The sequence below is a fragment of the Geodermatophilus maliterrae genome (assembly GCF_041018925.1).
Classification (GTDB): Bacteria; Actinomycetota; Actinomycetes; order Mycobacteriales; family Geodermatophilaceae; genus Geodermatophilus; species Geodermatophilus maliterrae.
The window spans coordinates 1-20676 of record NZ_JBFNXQ010000090.1 but is presented as its reverse complement, the minus strand read 5'-3'; the positions used below and the strand labels follow the sequence as shown (position 1 = coordinate 20676).

At 72.6% G+C, this 20676-nt stretch carries 19 protein-coding genes; 17 read left to right on the top strand and 2 right to left on the bottom strand.

The window, feature by feature from the left end:
* Positions 1-242: 242 nt before the first annotated feature.
* From ABQ292_RS21055 to ABQ292_RS21045, 3 genes are read left to right on the top strand one after another with little or no spacing between them, the layout of a single operon-like run.
* Positions 243-3485 carry a heavy metal translocating P-type ATPase gene (locus tag ABQ292_RS21055; protein ID WP_369209667.1) on the top strand — a complete coding sequence of 1081 codons (3243 nt, stop codon included), beginning with the start codon at positions 243-245 and terminating at the stop codon, positions 3483-3485.
* 42 nt (positions 3486-3527) lie between these two features.
* Positions 3528-3893 carry a hypothetical protein gene (locus ABQ292_RS21050; protein ID WP_369209668.1) on the top strand — a complete coding sequence of 122 codons (366 nt, stop codon included), beginning with the start codon at positions 3528-3530 and terminating at the stop codon, positions 3891-3893.
* Complete coding sequence (locus tag ABQ292_RS21045) at positions 3785-4267, top strand: GNAT family N-acetyltransferase (RefSeq protein ID WP_369209666.1); 483 nt, start codon at positions 3785-3787, stop codon at positions 4265-4267. Before ABQ292_RS21050 ends, ABQ292_RS21045 begins: the two co-directional genes overlap by 109 nt.
* An 88-nt stretch (positions 4268-4355) precedes the next feature.
* Here the strand turns inward: ABQ292_RS21045 and ABQ292_RS21040 are convergent, their stop codons facing one another.
* Both ABQ292_RS21040 and ABQ292_RS21035 read right to left on the bottom strand, forming a co-directional pair.
* The gene (locus ABQ292_RS21040; RefSeq protein ID WP_369209665.1) at positions 4356-4649 is read right to left on the bottom strand and encodes an SDR family oxidoreductase; all 294 of its coding nucleotides are present in this window, start codon (positions 4647-4649) and stop codon (positions 4356-4358) included.
* The gene (locus ABQ292_RS21035) at positions 4621-5199 is read right to left on the bottom strand and encodes an SDR family NAD(P)-dependent oxidoreductase (protein WP_369209664.1); all 579 of its coding nucleotides are present in this window, start codon (positions 5197-5199) and stop codon (positions 4621-4623) included. The genes ABQ292_RS21040 and ABQ292_RS21035 overlap by 29 nt, the downstream gene beginning before the upstream one ends.
* 208 nt (positions 5200-5407) lie before the next feature.
* Here ABQ292_RS21035 and ABQ292_RS21030 point away from each other — a divergent pair, with 208 nt between their 5' ends.
* The 14 genes from ABQ292_RS21030 to ABQ292_RS20965 all read left to right on the top strand — a co-directional run.
* Positions 5408-6172, top strand: coding sequence for an MmyB family transcriptional regulator (locus ABQ292_RS21030; protein ID WP_369209663.1), 765 nt, complete (start codon positions 5408-5410; stop codon positions 6170-6172).
* Positions 6169-7026 carry an aldo/keto reductase gene (locus ABQ292_RS21025; protein ID WP_369209662.1) on the top strand — a complete coding sequence of 286 codons (858 nt, stop codon included), beginning with the start codon at positions 6169-6171 and terminating at the stop codon, positions 7024-7026. The genes ABQ292_RS21030 and ABQ292_RS21025 overlap by 4 nt, the downstream gene beginning before the upstream one ends.
* A gap of 291 nt (positions 7027-7317) precedes the next feature.
* Complete coding sequence (locus tag ABQ292_RS21020; protein WP_369209661.1) at positions 7318-8460, top strand: M14 family metallopeptidase; 1143 nt, start codon at positions 7318-7320, stop codon at positions 8458-8460.
* 86 nt (positions 8461-8546) lie between these two features.
* A complete protein-coding gene (locus ABQ292_RS21015; protein WP_369209660.1) occupies positions 8547-8834 on the top strand; it encodes a hypothetical protein in 288 nt (95 codons plus the stop codon).
* 146 nt (positions 8835-8980) lie between these two features.
* Complete coding sequence (locus ABQ292_RS21010) at positions 8981-9682, top strand: Crp/Fnr family transcriptional regulator (RefSeq protein WP_369209659.1); 702 nt, start codon at positions 8981-8983, stop codon at positions 9680-9682.
* Between the two features lie 289 nt (positions 9683-9971).
* Positions 9972-10568 carry an RNA polymerase sigma factor gene (locus ABQ292_RS21005; protein WP_369209658.1) on the top strand — a complete coding sequence of 199 codons (597 nt, stop codon included), beginning with the start codon at positions 9972-9974 and terminating at the stop codon, positions 10566-10568.
* 88 nt (positions 10569-10656) lie between these two features.
* Positions 10657-10869 (top strand): hypothetical protein, encoded by a 213-nt coding sequence (locus ABQ292_RS21000; RefSeq protein WP_369209657.1) that lies wholly within the window; start codon positions 10657-10659, stop codon positions 10867-10869.
* A 214-nt stretch (positions 10870-11083) separates the two neighbouring features.
* The gene (locus tag ABQ292_RS20995; protein ID WP_369209656.1) at positions 11084-11752 is read left to right on the top strand and encodes a COG1470 family protein; all 669 of its coding nucleotides are present in this window, start codon (positions 11084-11086) and stop codon (positions 11750-11752) included.
* A 22-nt stretch (positions 11753-11774) separates the two neighbouring features.
* On the top strand, positions 11775-15098 hold the full coding sequence (locus ABQ292_RS20990; protein ID WP_369209655.1) for an adenylate/guanylate cyclase domain-containing protein: 3324 nt from the start codon (positions 11775-11777) through the stop codon (positions 15096-15098).
* 65 nt (positions 15099-15163) lie between these two features.
* The gene (locus tag ABQ292_RS20985) at positions 15164-16147 is read left to right on the top strand and encodes a hypothetical protein (protein ID WP_369209654.1); all 984 of its coding nucleotides are present in this window, start codon (positions 15164-15166) and stop codon (positions 16145-16147) included.
* 86 nt (positions 16148-16233) lie between these two features.
* Positions 16234-17109, top strand: coding sequence for a DUF3237 domain-containing protein (locus ABQ292_RS20980; protein ID WP_369209653.1), 876 nt, complete (start codon positions 16234-16236; stop codon positions 17107-17109).
* Between the two features lie 16 nt (positions 17110-17125).
* Positions 17126-19141: a hydroxysqualene dehydroxylase gene (locus ABQ292_RS20975; RefSeq protein ID WP_369209652.1), complete on the top strand. Its 2016-nt coding sequence runs from the start codon at positions 17126-17128 to the stop codon at positions 19139-19141.
* 1 nt (position 19142) lies between these two features.
* Complete coding sequence (locus ABQ292_RS20970; protein WP_369209651.1) at positions 19143-20183, top strand: polyprenyl synthetase family protein; 1041 nt, start codon at positions 19143-19145, stop codon at positions 20181-20183.
* Between the two features lie 150 nt (positions 20184-20333).
* A partial coding sequence (locus ABQ292_RS20965; protein WP_369209650.1) for a CU044_2847 family protein occupies positions 20334-20676 on the top strand: 343 nt, incomplete at its 3' end.

The following is a 20676-nucleotide window of genomic DNA, read 5'->3' as shown; positions in this document are numbered from 1 at the left end:
GGGGGGGGCCGGCCACGCGCGGGTGGGCCCCCCCCCCCGCCCCCGCGCCGGGGGGGGCCGGGGGGGGGGGGGGGGGGGCCCCGCCCCCCCCCGCCCCCCCCCCCCCCCCCGCCCCGACCGGCGCCGACGACGTCGCCGACCGCGGTCCGGGGAACCCGGCGATTCCCCCGGTCCGAGCCCGGCGCCCACCGCCCAGCATCAGGTCCAGCCACAGAGACCCCCGTCCGACCAGGAGATCCGAGATGACGACGACCGCGCCGCCCGCCGCTCCGACGGAGGCCACCGCCGGGTGCACGCTGGAGATCGGTGGCATGACCTGCGCCTCGTGCGTGGGGCGGGTGGAGAAGGCCCTCAACCGGGTGGACGGGGTGTCCGCCGCGGAGGTCAACCTGGCCACCGAGGTGGCCACCGTCCGCTTCGACCCGCAGCAGGTGGGCCTCGACGAGCTGACCGCCGCGGTGGCCCGCGCCGGCTACACCGCGACCCCGCGCCGCGAGGCGCAGCCGGCGACCGAGCCGGCCGCGGTCCCGGACGCCGACGGCGACGCGCACCTGACCGCGCTGAAGCGCAAGTGGCAGGTCACCCTGGCCGTCGGGCTCGGGCTGATGGCCCTGATGTACGTGCCGCTGTACCTGGACACGATGGATTGGCTGATGCCGGCGATCCTCGTGGTCGCCACGGTCGTGCAGTCCTGGGCCGGCCGCGACGTCTACCGCGCCGCCTGGACCGCGGCCCGGCACCGGTCGACGAACATGAACACCCTGGTCGCGCTGGGCACCGGGGTCGCCTACCTCTACAGCGCGTTCGTCACCCTCTGGCCGGCCGCCGCCGAGCGCTGGGGACTGCCGCTGCACGTCTACTTCGAGACCTCGCTGGTCATCCTCGCGCTCGTCCTGGCCGGCCGGTGGATGGAGGGCCGGGCCAAGAAGCGCACCGCCGCGGCCATCACCGCGCTGGTGGGTCTGGCCCCGAAGACCGCACGCGTGCTGCGCGACGGCACCGAGGTCGACGTCCCTGTCGAGCAGGTCGTCGTCGGCGACCTGGTGCGGGTGCGGCCGGGGGAGAAGGTGCCGGTCGACGGCGTCGTCACCGACGGTGCCACCGCGGTCGACGAGAGCATGCTGACCGGCGAGAGCCTCCCGGTGGACAAGGCGGCCGGCGACACCGTCATCGGCGCCACGCTCAACCGCACCGGCACGGTGGTGCTGCGGGCCACCGCGGTGGGCGAGGACACCGCGCTGGCGCAGATCGTCCGCCTGGTGGAGGACGCGCAGGGCGCGAAGGTGCCGATGCAGCGCCTCGCCGACCGGGTCTCGGCCTGGTTCGTCCCGATCGTGCTGCTGCTGGCCGCGGCCACGTTCGTCGCGTGGGCGCTGTTCGGCCCGGACACCGGCCGGCTCACGATGGCGATCACCACCACGATCGCCGTGCTGATCATCGCCTGCCCGTGCGCGCTGGGCCTGGCCACCCCGACCGCGGTCATGGTCGGCACCGGGCGGGCCGCCGAGCTGGGCATCCTGATCGGCAACGGCGACGCGCTGGAGACCGCCCGCCGGGTCACCGCCGTCGTCCTGGACAAGACCGGCACCATCACCCGCGGGAAGCCGTCGCTCACCTCGGTGACCACCGCCGGCGGCTGGACCGAGGACGACGTGCTGGCCCTGGTCGCCGGCGCGGAGACCGGCAGCGAGCACCCCGTCGCCGAGGCGATCGTCGCCGCCGCCACCTCCCGCGGGCTGCGCCGGCCTCCGCTGGGCTCCTTCGACGCAGTCCCCGGCCACGGCATCGACGCCGTCGTGGGCGGGGTGCACGTGCTGGCCGGCAACCGGGCGCTGATGGACGCGCGGGGCGTGGACGTGTCCGTGCTGGCCGGCGCCGCCTCCCGTGCGGCCGCGGCCGGGCAGACCCCCATGTTCGTCGCCGTCGACGGGCAGCCGGCCGCGACGATCGCCGTCGCGGACACGGTCAAGCCCGAGTCCGCCGAGGCCGTGGCCCAGCTGCACGCGCTGGGCGTGCAGGTGTGGATGCTGACCGGGGACGCCGCCGCCACCGCCCGGGCGATCGCCGACCAGGTCGGCATCGAGCACGTGCTCGCCGAGGTGCTGCCGGCCGACAAGGCGGCGGAGGTCCGCCGGCTGCAGGAGCAGGGGCACGTCGTCGCGATGGCCGGCGACGGCGTCAACGACGCCGCGGCCCTGTCGGCCGCCGACGTCGGCATCGCGATCGGCACCGGCGCGGACGTCGCCGTCGCCGCCTCCGACGTCACCCTCGTCGGCGGCGACCTGCGCGGCATCGTCTCGGCCATCGCCCTGTCCCGGCGCACCGTGGCCACGATGAAGCAGGGCCTGGCCTGGGCCTTCGGCTACAACCTGCTGCTCATCCCGGTCGCCGCCGGCGCGCTGTACGCCTGGGACGGGCTGCTGCTGGACCCGGTGCTGGCCAGCGCGGCGATGGCGATGAGTTCGGTCAGCGTGCTGACCAACGCGCTGCGGCTGCACCGGTTCCGCCGTCCGGCCACGGTGGCCGAGATCCTGCACCCGCCGGTGCGGGCGCGGGTCGGCCAGTACGCCTACCTGACCGGGGTCGCCGTCGTCGCCCTCGCGCTCGGCGCCGGGCTGACCGCCGTGAGCCGGATGGACGCCGCCGAGCGCGGCATGAACGGCACGCTGGCCTGGATGCAGGGCACCGGCATGCCGATGCGCCCGGCGATGAGCGAGATGATGACCGCCGAGGTGCCGCCGGCCGAGGCCGCCGACGCCGGTGTCGAGGTGCGGCTCGAGCTGCCCGCGCAGGTCCGGCCCGGCGAGACCACCCGGCTCGTGGCCACCGTCGTCGACTCCGCCTCCGGCGAGCCGGTCGAGGACCTCACCCGCAGCCACGAGGCGTGGATGCACCTCATCGCCACCCGCCAGGACCTCGGGACCTTCGCCCACGTCCACCCGCAGCCGACCGGCACGCCCGGGCAGCTGGCCGTCGACATCACGTTCCCCACCGCAGGCCGGTACGTCGTCAACACCGAGTTCCGGCGGCAGGGCGAGATGGGCGACGTCCACCAGCGGCAGGTCGTCACCGTGGCCGGCACCGCGCCGGAGCCGGTGGCCCTGACCGCCGGGCCGCGCACCGTGGTCGTCGACGGCGTGCGTGTCGAGCTCGAGGGGGACGCCGAGGCCGGTGGCGTGAGCGACCTGGACCTCACGTTCACCGACGCGGCGACCGGCCGGCCGGTCGACGACCTGCAGCCGTACCTCGCCGCCGCCGGCCACGTCGTGGTCATGCGGGCCGACGCGACGACGTTCGCCCACGAGCACGCGGAGGTGACCGACGACCGCGGACGGCCGGTCTTCGCCCTGCCCGGGCAGACCTTCGGCCCCGAGCTCGACGTCCACGCCGAGTTCCCGACCGCCGGGACCTACCGGCTGTGGGCCCAGTTCCGCCTCGCCGGCGGCGACGTGATCACCGTGCCGTTCACCGTCCAGGCCGCCTGAGCCCCCGCGGGCCGGGCGAGCCCCTGACGACCGAGGATTCCGATGACCCTGCAGGTGTGCCGAGCGGTGCCGCACGACGTCCCGGCCGCCGCCGATGTGCTCGCCGACGCCGTCACCGACCACCCCTGGACCCGGTGGACGATCGACGCCGACGGCCACCGGGAGCGACTGGCAGCGCTGCACCGTCTGTTCCTCTCCGCCGTCGCCGTGCCCTTCGGTCGTGTCGACGTCGGACGGGCGGGGGAGCGGCTCTCGAGCGTCGCGGTCTGGGTGCCCGGCGGCGCGCTGCCCGACGACGCGTGGGCCAGGTGGGCCCGTTGGCCGCCGGGCTCGCGGGGGACCGGGCGACGGCCGCGGACGGGGCCGAGGCGGCGCTGGCCGAGCGCCGCCTCGACGAGCCGCACGTGACGCTGGCCGGCCTCGGTGTGGCGAGGCGTCAGCAGGGACGGGGCCTGGGTGCCGCGACGCTGGCCCCGGGGCTCGCGCGCGCCGACCGGGACGGGCTGCCCGTGCACCTGGAGACCAGCGCCGGGTCGAACGTGCGTTTCTACCGGCGTCTCGGCTTCACGGTGACCGACGTCGTCGACCCTGCCGGACGGTGGTCCGCGCACCTGGCTGATGCACCGCGAGCCCCGCACGGTGGCCGTCGGCCGGGCGGACGCGCGGCTCGAGGCTCCGCGGACGGGACGAGCACCCGTGCGAGCCGCCCGCTGACCGTCGGGACGAGGGAGCGGGGGCGGCACTGTGACCACCGGACGGTCAGCGGACGAGGTCGGAGGTGATCCGGCACTTCTCGATTCCTGACCGGTCTGGTCCCGCGTGCCCTGGGCGATGACGGCGGATGACGGCGGATGACGGCGGATCGGCGGGTCAGAGCGACAGCTGCCACCGGCCGGCGCGCAGGGCGGCGATGACGCCGCCGTCGACGAGCAGGTCGGTGCCGGTGATGAAGCCGGCGTCCGGGCCGAGCAGGAACGCGGCGGCGGTGGCCACCCCGTCGGCGGTGCCGAACCGGCCGGCGGCGGAGGTCTCGATCATCTCCTGGTAGCCCTCGGCGCCCGGGCCGGACATCTCGTCGCGGGCCAGCGGGGTGAGGACGATGCCGGGGCTGATGCAGTTGACCCGGGCGCCGCGGTCACCCCAGGGGACGGCGGCGGCCTGCACGCGCAGGTGGTTGGCTGCTTGGAGAGGGCGTAGGCGGCGCCGGAGTTCGGCACCGCGTCGGGTGCGAGGACCGGCAGCGCGAGCAGCTCCTCGACCGGGGTGAAGGCCAGCGCGTGCGCCGTCCCGGGGTCCAACGGCGGGGCATGTGGCCGGCCATGCTGGAGATGTGCACGCCGGCGCCACCGGGGGCGATGACCTTGCCGAACTCCTCCAGGACGACGGCGGTGCCGTAGACGTCGACGGCCAGCACCGCCTCGGCCGGGGCCTGCACCGGGGAGACGCCGGCGGTGCTGACGACCTGGACGACGTCGCCGAGATCGGCGGCGGCTCGCGCGAGTGCGTGGACTGACGCGCGGTCGGAGACGTCCACCCGCTGGGTGGTGACGGTGTGGCCGGCGTCCTCCAGCGCGGTCCTCGCCTCCTGCAGGGTGGTCTCGTTGGAGTCGGCGAGCAGCACGTGCTTGCCGGCGCCGGTGCGGCGGGCGATGGCCTGCCCGATGCTGCCGGCGCCGATGACGACCTGGACGGCGGTGTTCGGAGGGGTGCTCATGGTGATCTCGATTCGTGAGGGGTGCGCGGTCACCGCCGGATGAGGCGCACCTGCGCCTCGCTGTGGTGGCCGCCGGCGGGCGGCGTGAGGTCGTCGAGCTCCGCGGATGACCCGAAGCAACGCCGGTTCCCCAGCGCGTGGCAGGACCTGCCGTCCGGTGTCCTGACGGGGCACCCCACCCGGGTCGCGCCGGCCTACCGTCGGATCCGTGGACGCCGACCAGCTGCGCGCCGAGGTGCGCGACTTCCTCGTCACCCGCCGCGGCCGGATCACCCCGGCCGAGGCCGGCCTGCCGGTCCACGGCGGGCTGCGGCGGGTCTCCGGGTTGCGCCGCGAGGAGCTGGCGATGCTGGCCGGCCTGTCCGTGGAGTACTGCGCGCGGCTGGAGCGCGGCAACCTCCGCGGCGTCTCCGAGGCCGTGCTCGAGGCGCTGACCCGGGCGCTGCGGTTGGGCGACGCCGAGCGGGCCCACCTCTACGACCTGGCCCGGGCCGCCAACGCCTCCGCCGGCGCCCGGCGCGCCGCCGTGCCGCAGCAGGTCCGCCCCGGCGTGCAGCGCATCCTCGACGCGATGACCGCACCGGCGCTGGTCAGCAACGCCCGGATGGACTACCTGGCCGCCAACCGGCTCGGCCGGGCGCTCTACGCCCCGCTGTTCGACTCCCGGGTGGGGACCAACGCCGCCCGTTTCCTGCTGCTCGACCCGCGGGGCGAAGAGTTCTACCCGGAAGCCCGGCTCGGAGACCGAGCAGGCGCTCACCTTCCTCGCCAGCTGGACCAGCGGCGACGCCCGGACCGAGCGGGCACCGACGACGCCGCGCTCCTGACCGGCGGGGAGCACGCCGGCCGCACGTCGCGGGCGTACCGCACCGCGGTCCCGCCCGGCGGTCGCAGGTGCCGCTGGCACACCTCCTCCCGGCCGCCCCGACGAACGGGACGCCACCGTCCCCACGGAAGGAAGGTCCGACGATGACCGCGCAGATCCCTCAGGTCACCCTGGACGACGGGGTCCAGATGCCGATCCTCGGCTTCGGCGTCTACCAGATCCCGCCCGAGCAGACCGAGCAGGCCGTCACCGACGCCCTCGCGGCGGGCTACCGGCACGTCGACACCGCCGCTGCCTACGGCAACGAGGAGGCCGTCGGCCGGGCCATCGCCGCCAGCGGCATCCCCCGCGAGGAGCTGTTCGTCACCACCAAGCTGTGGGTCTCCGACGCCGGCGAGGACGCCGCCCGCCGCGCGTTCGAGAAGTCGCTGCTGCGCCTCGGCCTCGACCGCCTCGACCTGTACCTGATCCACCAGCCGTTCGGCGACTACTACGGCTCCTGGCGCGCGATGGAGCGGCTCCGGCGCGAGGGCCTGGTCCGGGCCATCGGGGTGTCCAACTTCCACCCCGACCGGCTGGTGGACCTCATCGACCACAACGAGGTCACGCCCGCGGTCAACCAGATCGAGACCCACCCGTTCTTCCAGCGCGCGGACTACCAGGCGCTCATGCGCCAGCGCGGGGTGCAGATCGAGTCCTGGGGCCCCTTCGCCGAGGGCCGCAACGACCTGTTCACCGACCCCACGCTGAGCGAGATCGGTGCCGCGCACGGCAGGTCCGTCGCCCAGGTCGTCCTGCGCTGGCTGATCCAGCGCGGCGTCGTCGTCATCCCCAAGTCCGTGCGGCCCGAGCGGATGCGCGAGAACCTCGACGTCTTCGACTTCGAGCTCACCGACGACGAGATGGGCCGCATCGCCGCGATGGACACCGGCGCCTCGCTGTTCTTCGACCACCGCGACCCGGCCGTGGTCGCCCGCCTCGGCACCCACCGCCTGGACTGACCGGCACCGGCCTGGACGACACCGCTCCCCGGTCGTCGTCCACGCCCGTCGCGGTCGGGGACGCGTCGTCGTCCGCGGTCGACCGGCGCACCGCGGGACGGCTCGACGGGCGGGGACGAGGCCGCCGCACACGAGGCCGTCCTGTATCTGGTGCGGCATCGTCGGCCTCTACTGCGTGCACGCTCACGGAGCTCCGGCTCCCCGTCGGGTGGGGCTCGAGCGGACGAGCTCCCCGTCCGGCCTGGGTGTGCGCACCGTGCGCCGGCCCCGTCGACGGAACAGGAGACACTGATGGCGAGCCTGATCGCGAGAGTCACGTCCACGAGCCCGCGGGCCCCGCTCGCCCGGCTCCTCACCGCGCCCCTCGGCCTGGACGTGTGGGAGGTCAAGCCCGACCACCTGGTGCTGCAGGCCGACGAGGCCCAGGCCGCCCGGCTGGAGGCCATGGGGTACGGCGTCGAGCAGGTGCAGATGCTCGAGCCCTACCTGACGACCTTCGCCACCGAGGCCGCAGCGACCGGCTACCACACCGCGGCGAGCCTGGAGGAGGACCTGCGGCGCCTGGCCGCGGAGCGCCCGGAGATCGCCGAACTGCACGAGATCGGGCGCAGCGTGGAGGGCCGCCCGCTGTGGGCCCTGCGCATCGGTGAGCGCCGCGGCAGCACCCACAAGGTCGCCTTCCTCGGCTGTCACCACGCGCGGGAGTGGATCTCCGTCGAGGTCCCCTACCGGCTGGCCGAGCACCTGCTGGAGAACTCGTCGTCCGACCCCGTGCAGCGGTGGCTGCAGCAGAGTGAGGTCTGGGTGGCGCCGATGGTCAACCCGGACGGCCACGAGTACACCCGCACCGACAACCGGCTCTGGCGCAAGAACCGGCGGCGCAACCGGGACGGCAGCGTCGGCGTCGACCCGAACCGCAACTACGGCTACATGTGGGGCACGCTGGACGTCAGCACCTCCAGCCACGTCCCGTCGGACGAGACGTACGTCGGGCCGCGGGCCTTCTCCGAGCCCGAGGTGCGGGCGGTAAGGGATCTCGTCGCCCGCGAGCGCTTCCGCGGCGTCCTGACCTACCACAGCTACTCGCAGCTGATCCTCTACCCCTGGGGCTACACGTCCGAGCCGATCGAGGACGAGGACGACTTCGCCGAGCACCGGGAACTCGCCCAGGACATGGAGCAGCTGATCCGCAAGGTGCACGGCAGGACCTACGTCGCCCAGCAGTCGTCGGAGCTGTACCCCACGGCGGGTGACACCACAGACTGGACCCACGGCGAGTACGACGCGGTGTCGTTCACCGTCGAGCTGCGCCCGGCCTCGGCGCAGGAGGGCGGGTTCATCCTGCCGGCCAGCCAGATCGAGCCCTGCTGGGAGGAGAACCGCCCTGCGGCGTTCGAGTTCATCCAACGCGTCCTCGAGCGGCCGGAGCGCTGACCGGTCGTGACGCGTCCGGATCCTCCGTGCGACGCCGCGGCGTGGCCTGCCGCCGCGGCGGGGCCTGCCGCCGCGGGCGGGGTCCGGTGACCACGGGCGAGGGCGACGAGCCGGTGGTCGCCCGCGTGACCCCGGAGACCGGCAGCAGCGTCGCGAGACTGCTCGGCATGCCCCTGGGACTCGACGTCTGGGAGCGCCACGCCGACTTCCTCGTCGTCGCCGCGCCCGAGAGCCGGCTCAGCGAGCTGGAGCGACGGCGGCTGGCCCGGGTGGACCGCTGGTCCACGGCGGCGGACTACGTCGCACGGATGCAGGCGCGGCCGCCGGCCGAGGACGACGAGGAGCCACCGGAGGACGAGGGGCAGCCGGTGTGACGTGCGCTCGGTCCGGTCGCACGCCTCCCGCCGGAGGAGCGGTGACGCCGCGCCGTGCGTCGGGCCGAGACCGGCTTCGCTGTGCCCGATCGTGGGCAGTACCGTGCTCGGGTGCACGGTCCGTCCGGGGGGTCGGGGATGGCGTCATGAGTCCGCGACTCACCGACCACGAGGCGGCCGAGGTGCTGGGAGCGACGCGTGTCTTCAGCGCGCTCGACCGTCCCTCACGCCTGAGCCTGGCTGCGGCCAGCAGGCAACGGACGTACGGCCGGGGACAGTACCTCTGGTACGAGGGCGACCCCGGGGAGCACCTGGTCGTGGTCGGCGAGGGCCTGGTGAAGGTCGTGCTGACGTCGGAGCGGGGTGACGAGGCCGTGCTCGTCACCCTGGGCCCCCACGAGACCGTCGGCGAGCTCGCCATCCTCGACGGCTCGCCGCGCTCGGCGTCGGTCGTCGCCGTCGAGCCGACGACCGTCCTGCTGCTGCCGCGCGCGGCGGTGCTGGAGGCGATGGCCGCCCACCCGGCGGTCCTCGACGCCGTTCTCCGCCTGCTCGGGCAGCTGGTCCGCCGGCAGACCGAGCAGACCGGCGGCCTCGTGTTCCTCGACCTCGCAGGCCGCGTCGCGAAGGTCCTGCTCCAGCTCGCCCAGCGCCACGCGCGGGACGACGAGCACACGGTGCTCGACGTCGGGCTGTCCCAGTCCGACATCGCCGCGATGGTGGGGGCCACCCGTCCCGCGGTCAACCGGGTCCTGCAGCTGTTCGCGTCCCGGGGCCTGATCTCGGTGGACGGCCGCGTGATCGTCCTCCGGGATCCTCCTGCGCTGCGCCGCCGCGCCGGCTTGTGACGCACCCCGGCCCGTCGTGGCCGGGCCGGCACCTGGTCCCCGGGCCGTTCCGGCGTACCTGTCATCCGGATGACAGCCGGCGTGTCCGCAGGTTGGCAGCCCGGCGCAGGCGCCGGTCATAGCGTCCTTCCCGCAGCCGGACCCGGTGCAGCGCGACGACCACCACGACGACCGTCTCTCGATCGGCCGTGGAGGCCGCGGAACCGCACCCAGGCTGTCCCACCCACCCAAGGATCCGCTGATCGATCCCGGCACCGAGCGGATCCGTCGAGAACGGGACTGCGGCGCGATGACCACACAGCTCTGCCCCAGCACTGCGCACGCCCCCCGCGAGTGCGACAACGCCACGTTGCTCGCCCGGATGGCGGACGGCGATCAGTCGGCCTGGAGACGACTGATCGACGAGTACGACGGTCTCGTCCGGTCCGTGGCCGCGTCGTTCCGTCTCCAGACGGCCGACGTCCACGACGTGGCGCAGACGACCTGGCTGCGCCTGCTGCAGAACGTGCGCGCCATCCGCGACCCGGAGCGGCTGGCCGGGTGGCTGGCGGTCACCGCGAGGCGCGAGTCGCTGGCGGTCCTGCGCCGGTCCTCCCGGGTCCGCCTGCGGTCCACGGTCGACGAGACGCCGGACGCCGCGGCCGATCCGGCGAGGGACGTCGTCGACCGCGAGGAGGCGCGGGACCTGTGGGCCGCCGTGGCCCAGCTCTCGCCGCGGCAGCAGTGTCTGCTCGTCGCACTCTTCCGGGACGAGCTCGACTCCTACGACGACGTCGCGGCGAAGTGCGCCATGCCCATCGGCAGCATCGGTCCGACGCGGGCACGCGCACTCGCCCGCCTCCGGAGCAGGCTCGCTGACCACGGCCTGGGTCCGGCCGGCTCCTGATCCCGGACCACCTCGGGTCGCCCTCCCCTCCCTCGACACGACACCGCCCCCGCGCCCCGACGTGCGGCGCCCCTTCCGGAGGTCAGCCATGACGACGATCTGCGCCAGCCTCGCCGACGAGCTGCAGCACGACTTCTCCCGAGCGCGCGCGCATCTCGCCGAGGCGCGCCTGCACCAGGCGGAGAAGGACACGCCGGACAGTCGCGCCGACGTCGCGCGATGGCTCTCCTTCATCGACGCGGTCCTGGACATGTACCTGGACACGGGCGGCCCCGGGCGGCCCGTGCGCACCTCGTCGTGACACACCTCGGCTCCCCGCAGACCACGGTGCGCGGACCGGTGTACGGGCACAGGCCACGGTCGGCTGTCCGTGGGACATGACGGTGACGGTGCGGTAACGCCTACACACGAAGCGTCCGACCCAATAGGTTGGCGGAGTCCGGCGGGTGCGGGCGGCGGAGGTCTGCGCTCGGTGTGACTCGCACGCCGTGTCGCCGCCTTCCCTCGGAGTCGCGATGGACGTCAGGTCGCCGCATCTGCTGCGGGACGCCGGCACGCCCTCGCTCGCGGACCGAGCGCAGGCGGTGCTGCGTGACGAGATCGCGGGCGGCGCCCTCGCGAACATCACAGCGGCGAGCCAGATGTGGTCGGCGCACCGCCGCGACCTGGTCGTGCCGGAGATGACGCGCCGTCTGGTGGCGGAGGTCGGCGGACTGCTGGACACCGTGCTCGACCTGCTCGCGCCGCCGCCACGGTCACCCGCCGCCTCGCCCCTGCCGGGTCCCGTCGGGCAGGACCGTGCTCCGCAGCGGGAACGGCAGCCGGCCGGGCCCGTGCCCGTCCTGCGCGCGCGGCGCCCGGCTCCACCCGGCGGCACCGCGGAGATCCGCACGTCCCTGCAGAACGACGGCCCGGACCCGGTCGAGATCGGCTTCCTCTGGAGCGACCTGGTCGGGGAACCCGCCGGACGCATCCGTGCTTCGCGCCTCCGGCTCGTGCCCGGTCGCGTCCGGGTCCCGGCCGGCGCCCTCGCCGACCTCACCATCGGTCTCGACGTGCCCGACGACGCCCGCCCCGGGCTGTACCACGTGCTGCTCCGGGCCACCGGGCGCGCTGAGTCGTGCGCCCTCTTGACGTTCCCTGTCGGCCTCGACGTCGGACTGGAGGCATCCATCGCCATGTGATGCGGTGCAGAGAGGGGGAAGGATGCACTGCTCGAGGTGTTCCACCGAGAACCCGACGAGGGCGAAGTTCTGTCTGGAGTGCGGAGCTCCGCTCGCGGAGACGGCAACGGCGTGCCCACCCGCAGGTCGACCGGCGGAGGCCGAACGGAGGCAGCTGACCTGCCTGTCCTGCGACCTGGTGAACTCGGTCGAGCTCTCCGCACGCCTCGATCCCGAGGAGCTCCGCGAGACCCTCGCCGCTTACCGTCGCGTCTGCGCAGCCGTCGTCCGTCGCTTCGACGGCCACGTCCACGACTACTCGGGCGACGGCATCATGGTCTACTTCGGCTTCCCGTCGGCGCACGAGGACGACGCCCAGCGGGCCGTCCGCAGCGGACTGGGGATCGTCGAGGCCGTCGGCCAGCTCAACAGCCGCCTGGAGTCGGATCGCGGTATCGGCCTCCACGTGCGGATCGGCATCGACACCGGCCTGGTGGTGGCCGGCGGCACCGGTGCCGACGAGGGGCTGGAGGCCACGGCAGCGGTCGGCGCCACACCGAACATCGCCGCACGCCTGCAGTCCCTGGCCGCGCCCGACTCCGTGGTGATCAGCGCCGCGGCGTACCGGTTGATCGCGGGCTTGTTCGACTGCCGCGAGCTGGGCTTCCGGACCGTCCGCGGCATCTCGCAACCCATGGCCATCTACCAGGTGCTGCACGAGAGCGCCGCGCGGACACGGCTCGACGTCGCCGCCCAGCGCGGACTGGCGCCGATGCAGGGTCGCGACGGCGAGCTCCGCCGGCTGACCGAGCGGTGGGCGCAGGCCCGGGCCGGGCACGGCTCGGTCGCGCTCGTGGTGGGCGAGCCGGGCATCGGCAAGTCGCGTCTCATCCGGTCGCTCCAGGAGCACGTGGCCCAGTCACCGGACGTGTACTTCATCCCGCTGGCCTGTTCCCCCTACTACAGGAACACGGCGTTCCACCCGGTCGTCCAGTACCTGCAGCGGCTGTTGCAGTTCGCGCCGGAGGACACGGTCGACCAGCGCCTCGACAAGGTCGACGGTCTGGCGACGCAGTACGGCTTCGACCTGCCGAGCAGGGGACCACTGCTCGCCGAACTGCTGGGGGTGCCGTTCGAGGGCCGGTACGCGCGGCTCGAGATGCCGGCGGACCAGCAGCGACAGCTGACGATCGACACGCTGGTCGAGGGGTGGCTGCTGCGGGCTCGACGACAGCCCGTCCTCTTCGTCGTCGAGGACCTGCACTGGGCCGACCCCTCGACGCTCGACTTCTTGACGCAGCTGATCGACCGTGTGCCTGAGAGCCGGCAACTGATCGTGCTCAGCGCCCGCCCGGACCTCACGCCCCCCTGGCCCGACGGACCGGGACTCGACCGGCTGGAGCTCGACCGGCTCGACCCCGAGGCGTCGGGCAGGGTCGTGACCGAGACCGCTGGTGCGCCCGTGCCCGAGCGGCTGCGGCGCCAGGTCGTGGCCAAGGCCGACGGGGTTCCGCTGTACCTGGAAGAGCTGACCAAGCTGGTCGTGGAGCAGGGGCTGGTCGGTCACGGCAACGGGCGGTTCGACCCGGCCGGCTCGCCCGAGAACCTGGCCGTCCCGGCGACGCTCGCGGACTCGCTCCGGGCACGCCTGGACCGGCTGCCCGACGCCAAGGGTGTCGCGCAGCTCGGGGCGGTCATCGGCCGCCAGTTCCCCTACGAGCTGATCTGCGCGGTGGCGGAGACGATCACCGGGATCGACTCGGAGTCGCTGAGGTACCAGCTGGCGCGGTTGACCGACGCCGGGCTGCTGTTCGTCGAGTGCGACGCCCGTGGGGAGACCTACACCTTCAAGCACGCCCTCATCCAGGACGCCGCGTACGCATCACTGCTGCTGACCACCCGACGGAAGCACCACCGGCGGATCGCGCAGGTCCTGGCCGAGCGGTTCCCCGCCACGGTCGAGACGGCGCCCGAGCTGCTGGCGCACCACTACACGGAGGCCGGTCTGACCGCGGAGGCAGTGCCCCACTGGCTGCGCTCCGGTGAGCGCGCACTGCACGGCTCGGCCAACCCCGAGGCGATCGCGCACCTCTCGACCGGGCTGCGGCTGCTCACAGGCCTCCCGGCAGGTCAGGAGCGAGCCGCGCAGGAGCTGCGGTTCCACCTGGCGCTCGGGCCCGCATGCATGGCCGTCCACGGCTACGCCTCACCCGAGGTCGAGGCCTGCTACCGGCGGGCACAGGAGCTGTGCGAGGAGCTCGGTGACGCACCGCACCTGGTCCCCGTTCCGAAGGTCGTTCCCGTCCTGCACGGCCTGTGGACGTCGCGCGTCGTGCGGACGCAACACGCCGATGCGCTGGCGATCGGCGAGCAGGTCCTCGAGCTCGGCGCTGCGACCGACGACGACGGCGCGGTGGTCCAGGGCAACATGGAGGTCGGCTGGTCGCACTTCTTCCTGGGTCACCTCCAGCAGGCGCGTGAACACCTCGAGCGCGTGCTCGCGCTCTACGACCACGAACGGCACGGTGCCCACACGTTCATCTACGGCGACAACCCGGCCACGTCAGCGCGGAGCAACTTGGCCCAGGCACTGTGGTTGCTCGGCTACACGGACCAGTCGCTGCAGGTCAGCGACGAGAACGTGACGACCCTGCGGTCGTCGTTCGACCACGTGCACAGCATCGCCTTCGGCCTCGACCTGGCCGCAGTCGTGCGTCAGTACCGAAGGGACGCTCCGGCGACTCGCCTCTTGGTCGACGATGCCCTCTCCCTGTCCGAGGCGCACGACCTCGCCTTCTTCGCGGCCATGGCCTCCATCCTCAAGGGTTGGGTGCTCACCGAGGAGGGCGACCTCGAGGAGGGGCTGGCCCAGATGCGCAGGGGACTCGCCGCGCACGTGTCCACCGGCGCCGAGCTGGCCAAGCCCTACTGGTTGTGCCTGATCGCCGAGGCGTGCGGACGGACCGGCGCCGCACACGATGGACTGGAACTCCTCGACGAGGCCGAGACGGTCGTCGAGCAGAGCGATGAGCGCTACTGGGAAGCCGAGATCCACCGTCTACGGGGCGACCTCCTGTTGGCCGCAGGACCGTCCTCCGAAGACGTGACGCGCACGGTGGAGCGGCACTACCTGCGCGCTCTGGAGATCGCGCGGCGGCAGGGCGCTCGGTCACTGGAGCTGCGCGCGGCGGTTTCGCTGTCCCGGTTGTGGGAGGCGAACGGCCGCCGCGACCAGGCGCGCGGGCTCCTGGCGCCCGTCTACGGGTGGTTCTCCGAGGGCCTGGACACACCGGATCTGCGTGAGGCCGCTGCGCTGCTGGCGGACCTCGACGCCGAGTACGCCATCAGCGCGACCGGGATCTCCTGAGCGGGGGCGGATGAATGGACGATCGAAACGCGCAGGTCGGATGGACCGAGGCGCAGTGGAACCGCGTGCGCGAGGAGGTGCTCCGCGCCTGGCAGAGCGTCCGTGTCGCCGGCTCGTTCCTCCCCGTCTACGGCGGTCTGCCGCGCAGCACCCAGGTCGTCCCCAGCGAGATCCTCAGGTCCAACGGCACCGTCGACGAGCGATCTGTCGCGCCTCTGCTCGAGATCTCGTTACCGGTCGTCCTGACGCGACAGCAGGCGCTGGAGGAGGACCTCTCCAGCGCTCTGCTCCAGTTCAGACGGAGAGCCACCCAGCTCGGTCAACTCGAGGACTGGCACATCTTCAACGGTACGTATCCCGGAGGTGCGGCTACCCCTCTGGGCGCCGGTGGGCCCGGGGGGGACGACTTCCTCCCGTCCAGTACCTACCTGAACAACCTGATCCCCGGCTGGTCCCTCGTCAAAGGAGCGCCGGATCCCATCGCCGATCGCCGAACGCTGCTTCGGGGACTGCTCCTTCGGGACCCCGGGACGCTTGGTCTCTTCTACGGTGCTCGGGAGGTTCAGAACATCGCCGGGAGACCCACGATCACGGACTGGTACAAACGCGGTCCACTCACCAGTGCTGGCCTGATGAGCGTGATCGTCGAGGCCATGAACCTGCTCGAGGAGAACGGTTACGTAGCTCCATACGCATGTGTGTTCGGTCGGTACCCCTTCCAGGCGGCGCACCAACCCGTTGGTTGGTCGGTCACGTATCCGCGTGATCGGATCGAGCCGCTCATCGGTCGGGAAGTCCTCCATGCCAGCGCCCTCGACATCGTTCCCCGCCCATTTCAACGGTATCACTGGCCTCATCAGCGGTGGTGGCAGAGTCGAGGCGTGCTGCTCTCCCTGAGAGGTGAGGCCGTTGATCTGGCAATTGCTGCGGAAGCGACACCGGAGTTCATGTACGTGGATGTGCAGGGTCGCTACGTCTTCTCCGTCTTCGAGCGCTTCACGCTCCGCATCAAGGACTCGAAAGCGATAGTGCCGCTGCGGTTCAACTAGTCGGAATCCCCACGAGCCCGCCGGACTGCTCACCAGCCGGCGTGGTGCTGTAGGTGAGGAGGACGTGGTCGGGGGGATTCCCAGGAATGGCCAAATTCGCGCACGACAGGCTCGAGTTGTGGTACAGGACGCCGGATGCGCCAGCGCCGGACGGGACGACCGAGCCACGCGAGGGCGTCACCGTGACGGTCGGCGTCCGCCCTGCCAATCCGTCCAACGCGGTGAGGGTGCGGTACCGCGTCGACAAGCAAGGCGTCGAGACCGTCTTGGCACCGCTGGTGGCCAACGACTTCGAGGAGCGGGTGCAGTACTTCCGGGCCACGTTCCCGACCTTCTGGTCGGGCGAGACGGTCGAGTACCTGCCGGTGTTGTCGTGCGAAGGGCGCCGCGTCCCTGATCCGGCGACAGCAACGACCTTTCCGTCGTCGTTCCGGCTCAGCGCGCCCACCGCCGTTGCAGCGACGAGCACATCGCGCGGGACGGGCAGGGTGCCGCGGGCCGACTTCCCTGCCCACCTCGAGCACCTGGTCCACGTGAGGGTCCCGCTCGCCGGTGAGCCCGAGGTCATCGGAGAGACGCCAGCGGGCTTCCTCGTCAACTGGTACCCGGTGAGCGGCACACTCGACGGGCCCGCGTTCCGCGCCTCGGTCATCCCGGGCGGGGAGCACCAGACGATCGTCCGCCCCGACGGGATCGGTGTCCTCAGCGCCAGCGTGTCGATACGGACCCGCGACGGTGTCCTCATCGCGTTGCGCCACTCCGGCACGGTCGACTACGGAGAGGACTGGGCCACGCGGCTGGGTGCGGGGAAGTGGCCTCCTGCTCTGCCGGTGCGTACCTACATCCGCCTGTTGACCTCCGCGGGGCAGTACCGGTGGCTCAACCGCCTCCACTGCCTGAGCGTCGGCGAGGTGCGACCACACGAGGATCTGTACAGCTACGACATGTACGCGGTGCGGTGAACGGCGGGAGGCGACGGTGACGAGGTCGGTGATCGTGCTGGGCGGCGGCGTCGGCGGGCTGAGCGCCGCCCACGAGCTGTGCGAGCGCGGCTTCTCCGTCCGGGTGTTCGAGATGCGGGACGTGCCTGGCGGGAAGGCGCGCAGCGTCGTCGTCCCCAGCACGGCCCCCCGCCACAACGTCGGTGGCGTCCACCTGGGGAGACTCGCGGGCGCCGCACGGCGGGACCTCCCGGGTGAGCACGGCTTCCGCTTCTTCCCGCGGTTCTACAAGCACGTCATCGACACGATGGAGCGGATCCCCTACCGAGGTTCCCGCTCGGTCGCCGACAACCTCGTGGACACCACCGGGACCATCTTCGCGCGCTTCGGCCGCCGGTCGCTGAAGCTGCCGACCGTCACGCCGAGGACCGTTCCCGAGGTCTTCACGTTGCTCACCGACCTCAGGGCCCTGTTCGGGTCCGAGCTCGGGATCACCTCCGAGGAGTTCGCCTTCTTCGGCGAGCGCATCTGGCAGATCCTCACCAGCTGCTCGGAGCGCCGCATGGACGAGTACGAGAAGCGCGGCTGGTGGGACTTCATCGGCGCGGAACAGCGGTCCGACGCCTACCAGAAGCTCTTCGGCATCGGCTGCACCCGCTCGGTCGTCGCGGCCCAGGCGAAGCTGGCGAGCACCAAGACCATCGGCGACATGTTCGTGCAGTACTTCTTCAACCTGGCCGAACCGGGCATCAGCGCCGACCGCGTGCTCAACGGGCCGACCAACGACGTCTGGATCGACCCGTGGGTCGACCACCTGCGCGCGCGGGGCGTCGACTACCAGCTCAACACGCGGGTGCGCTCGATCGAGATGGACGGCGGTGTCGTGCGGGGCGTGACCGTCGAGCGCGACCGCACGGTGAGCGAGGCCTCCGCGGACTACTACGTGTCGGCCCTCCCGGTGGAGGTCATGGCCACCCTGGTCACCGATCAGGTCGTGCGCGCCGATCCGGGCCTGGCCGACGTCTTCCCGCTGAGGGAGAACACGGACTGGATGAACGGCATCCAGTTCTACCTCGACGAGGACGCGCCCATCGGGCCCGGCCACCAGATCTACATCGACTCGCCGTGGGCGCTGACGTCCGTGTCCCAGGCGCAGTTCTGGCCCGACGTCGACCTCAGCCGCTTCGGCGACGGCAACATCCGCGGCGTCCTCTCGGTCGTCATCTCCGACTGGGACACGCCCGGGCTCAACGGGAAGCCGGCCCGGCAGTGCACCCGTCGTGAGATCAGGGACGAGGTGTGGGACCAGCTCAAGCGCGGCCTCAACGTCGAGGGCGCCGACGTGCTCGAGGACCAGCACCTGGTCCACTGGTTCCTGGACCTCGCCGTGGACCCGCTGCTCAAGACCAACGCCGAGCCGCTGTTCGTCAACCTGGTCGACACGTGGCGGCTCAGGCCGCGAGCGGTGACCGCCATCCCGAACTTGTTCCTGGCCGCTGACTACGTGCAGACGTCCACCGACCTGGCCACCATGGAGGCGGCCAACGAGGCGGCCCGGCGTGCGGTGAACGGGATCCTCGAGCACTCCGGCTCGGACGCGCCGCCGTGCCGGCTCTGGGACCTCCACGAGCCGGTGCTCCTGGAGCCCTGGCGCGCCAACGACCGGGAGCGCTACCGGCAGGGTCTGCCGTGGGACGACACCGCCGCGAAGCTCGGGCTGTCGGCGCTGGCAGCACTCCACCGCGGGGTCCGCGCACTCGAGACGTCGATCCTGGACGCGGTCGGCTCGGCGATGCACGTCGAGGACCTGCTGTCCTACATCAGGACGGGGGAGAGCCGGTCGGAGCTGCTCGAGCGCCTCACCTCCCGACCGGGAGCGCCGTCCGGTGAGCTGCTGCGCGCCTTCGCCGAGGCGGCACGGACGACCGCCGGCCCCGCCGAGTCGGTCGCGGCGTCGGCGTTGGAGGCGCTCGCCTCTGCGGGGCGCGCGCTGGGCACCGCGGAGCCACCGGCCGGACCGATGGGCGGCGTCCGCTTCGTCGAGCAGCCCTGACATGGTCGCCTCGACGGAGACGGCGGGCATCGAGCGACAGCTCGCCCACTACCGCGACCTCACCTACGACGCCCTGCTCGGGCAGCTCCCGACCCGGGAGCCACGTCGCTACCTGTACGACCTGATCGCGGGGCAGCTGTCGCACGCGGGCAAGGGGCTGCGGCCGGCGCTGTGCATCGCCACCTGCCGCGCCTTCGGCGGCTCCACCGAGCAGGCCCTGCCGTCAGCCGTGTCGATCGAGCTGCTGCACAACGCCTTCCTCGTCCACGACGACATCGAGGACGGGAGCCTGTACCGGCGCAACGAGGCGGCGCTGTACGTCGAGGAGGGCGTCCCGATCGCCCTCAACGTCGGCGACGCGATGAACGTCCTCAGCATCGGCTCGCTGATCGAGAACATCCCCGTCCTGGGTGCCGATCTCTCGTACCGGGTCTTCCACGAGGCGCAGCACCTGATCCTCCAGTCGGTCGAGGGCCAGGCGCTGGAGCTCGGGTGGACGCGCGACAACGTCGTCGACCTGACCGAGGACGACTACCTGCGGGTGGTCCTCAAGAAGACGTGCTGGTACACGGCCATCCACCCCTGCCGGATCGGGGCGCTGATCGGAACGGCCGGCGCGGTCGACGCCGACCGGTTCAACCTGTTCGGCTTCCTGCTCGGTGCGGCGTTCCAGATCCAGGACGACGTCCTGAACCTGATCGGCGACCAGGGCCGGTACGGCAAGGAGATCCTCGGGGACATCTGGGAGGGCAAGCGCACGCTCATGCTGGTCCACGCCCTGCGCGAGTGCACCGCCGACGAGCGGGAGGAACTCCGGCGGGTCTTCTCGGTCGGGCGCGACCGACGCACCGAACGGGACGTGGACTGGGTGTTCCGGCTCTTCCAACGTCACGGCAGCATCGACTTCGCGCGCGCCGCCCTGCGTCAGGTGGTCCACGCGGCCCAGGACGAGTTCGACGACGCCTACCGCGATGCGCCGGGAGTGGCGGATCGCGACTTCATCCGTCGACTGATCCCGTACCTGGGTGATCGGGAGGTCTAGCGGTACAGGGGCCGGCGGCCACGGGTTCGAGGAGTCGCGGCACCTCGGACCTCCGCGAGAGCCCGCCCCGGATCCCGTATCAGACGGGTCCCTCTCCCCCTCATCCCTGCTACCGGAGACAGCAGCTCGCGTGCACGGTGAGGGGTGGTCATGCCACGGCTGGTGCAGTTCCCGCTGGAGGACGGCGGCAGTGTGCTCGTCCAGGTCGACGACGGGCACAGCGACCGTGAGGTCACCCGTGGCTGGGGGGATCGGGACCAGCGCGTGGTGGAGCAGGCGCAGCAGAGCTTCGAGCGGGCGGTGGACCGGGTGCAGCCTGCCGTGGAGGGGTTGCTGAGGCAGCTCCGGTCGCTCACGGAGACACCGGAGCAGGTCCAGGTGGAGTTCGGTGTGCAGCTCAGCGCCGAGGTCGGTGCCTTCGTGGCCGGCGCGAGCTCGAGCGGCAACTTCAAGGTCTCGATGACCTGGGCCCGCGGCCCGCGATCCGGCGACG

Excerpts from the sequence above, each read along its gene's own strand:
- ABQ292_RS21020 (WP_369209661.1), top strand. The coding sequence starts at position 7,318 with ATGGCGAGCCTGATCGCGAGAGTCACGTCCACGAGCCCGCGGGCCCCG.
- ABQ292_RS20970 (WP_369209651.1), top strand. The coding sequence starts at position 19,143 with ATGGTCGCCTCGACGGAGACGGCGGGCATCGAGCGACAGCTCGCCCAC.
- ABQ292_RS20990 (WP_369209655.1), top strand. The coding sequence starts at position 11,775 with ATGCACTGCTCGAGGTGTTCCACCGAGAACCCGACGAGGGCGAAGTTC.
- ABQ292_RS21050 (WP_369209668.1), top strand. The coding sequence starts at position 3,528 with ATGACCCTGCAGGTGTGCCGAGCGGTGCCGCACGACGTCCCGGCCGCC.
- ABQ292_RS21010 (WP_369209659.1), top strand. The coding sequence starts at position 8,981 with ATGAGTCCGCGACTCACCGACCACGAGGCGGCCGAGGTGCTGGGAGCG.
- ABQ292_RS21055 (WP_369209667.1), top strand. The coding sequence starts at position 243 with ATGACGACGACCGCGCCGCCCGCCGCTCCGACGGAGGCCACCGCCGGG.
- ABQ292_RS21025 (WP_369209662.1), top strand. The coding sequence starts at position 6,169 with ATGACCGCGCAGATCCCTCAGGTCACCCTGGACGACGGGGTCCAGATG.
- ABQ292_RS20995 (WP_369209656.1), top strand. The coding sequence starts at position 11,084 with ATGGACGTCAGGTCGCCGCATCTGCTGCGGGACGCCGGCACGCCCTCG.
- ABQ292_RS21000 (WP_369209657.1), top strand. The coding sequence starts at position 10,657 with ATGACGACGATCTGCGCCAGCCTCGCCGACGAGCTGCAGCACGACTTC.
- ABQ292_RS20980 (WP_369209653.1), top strand. The coding sequence starts at position 16,234 with ATGGCCAAATTCGCGCACGACAGGCTCGAGTTGTGGTACAGGACGCCG.
- ABQ292_RS21005 (WP_369209658.1), top strand. The coding sequence starts at position 9,972 with ATGACCACACAGCTCTGCCCCAGCACTGCGCACGCCCCCCGCGAGTGC.
- ABQ292_RS21035 (WP_369209664.1), bottom strand. The coding sequence starts at position 5,199 with ATGAGCACCCCTCCGAACACCGCCGTCCAGGTCGTCATCGGCGCCGGC.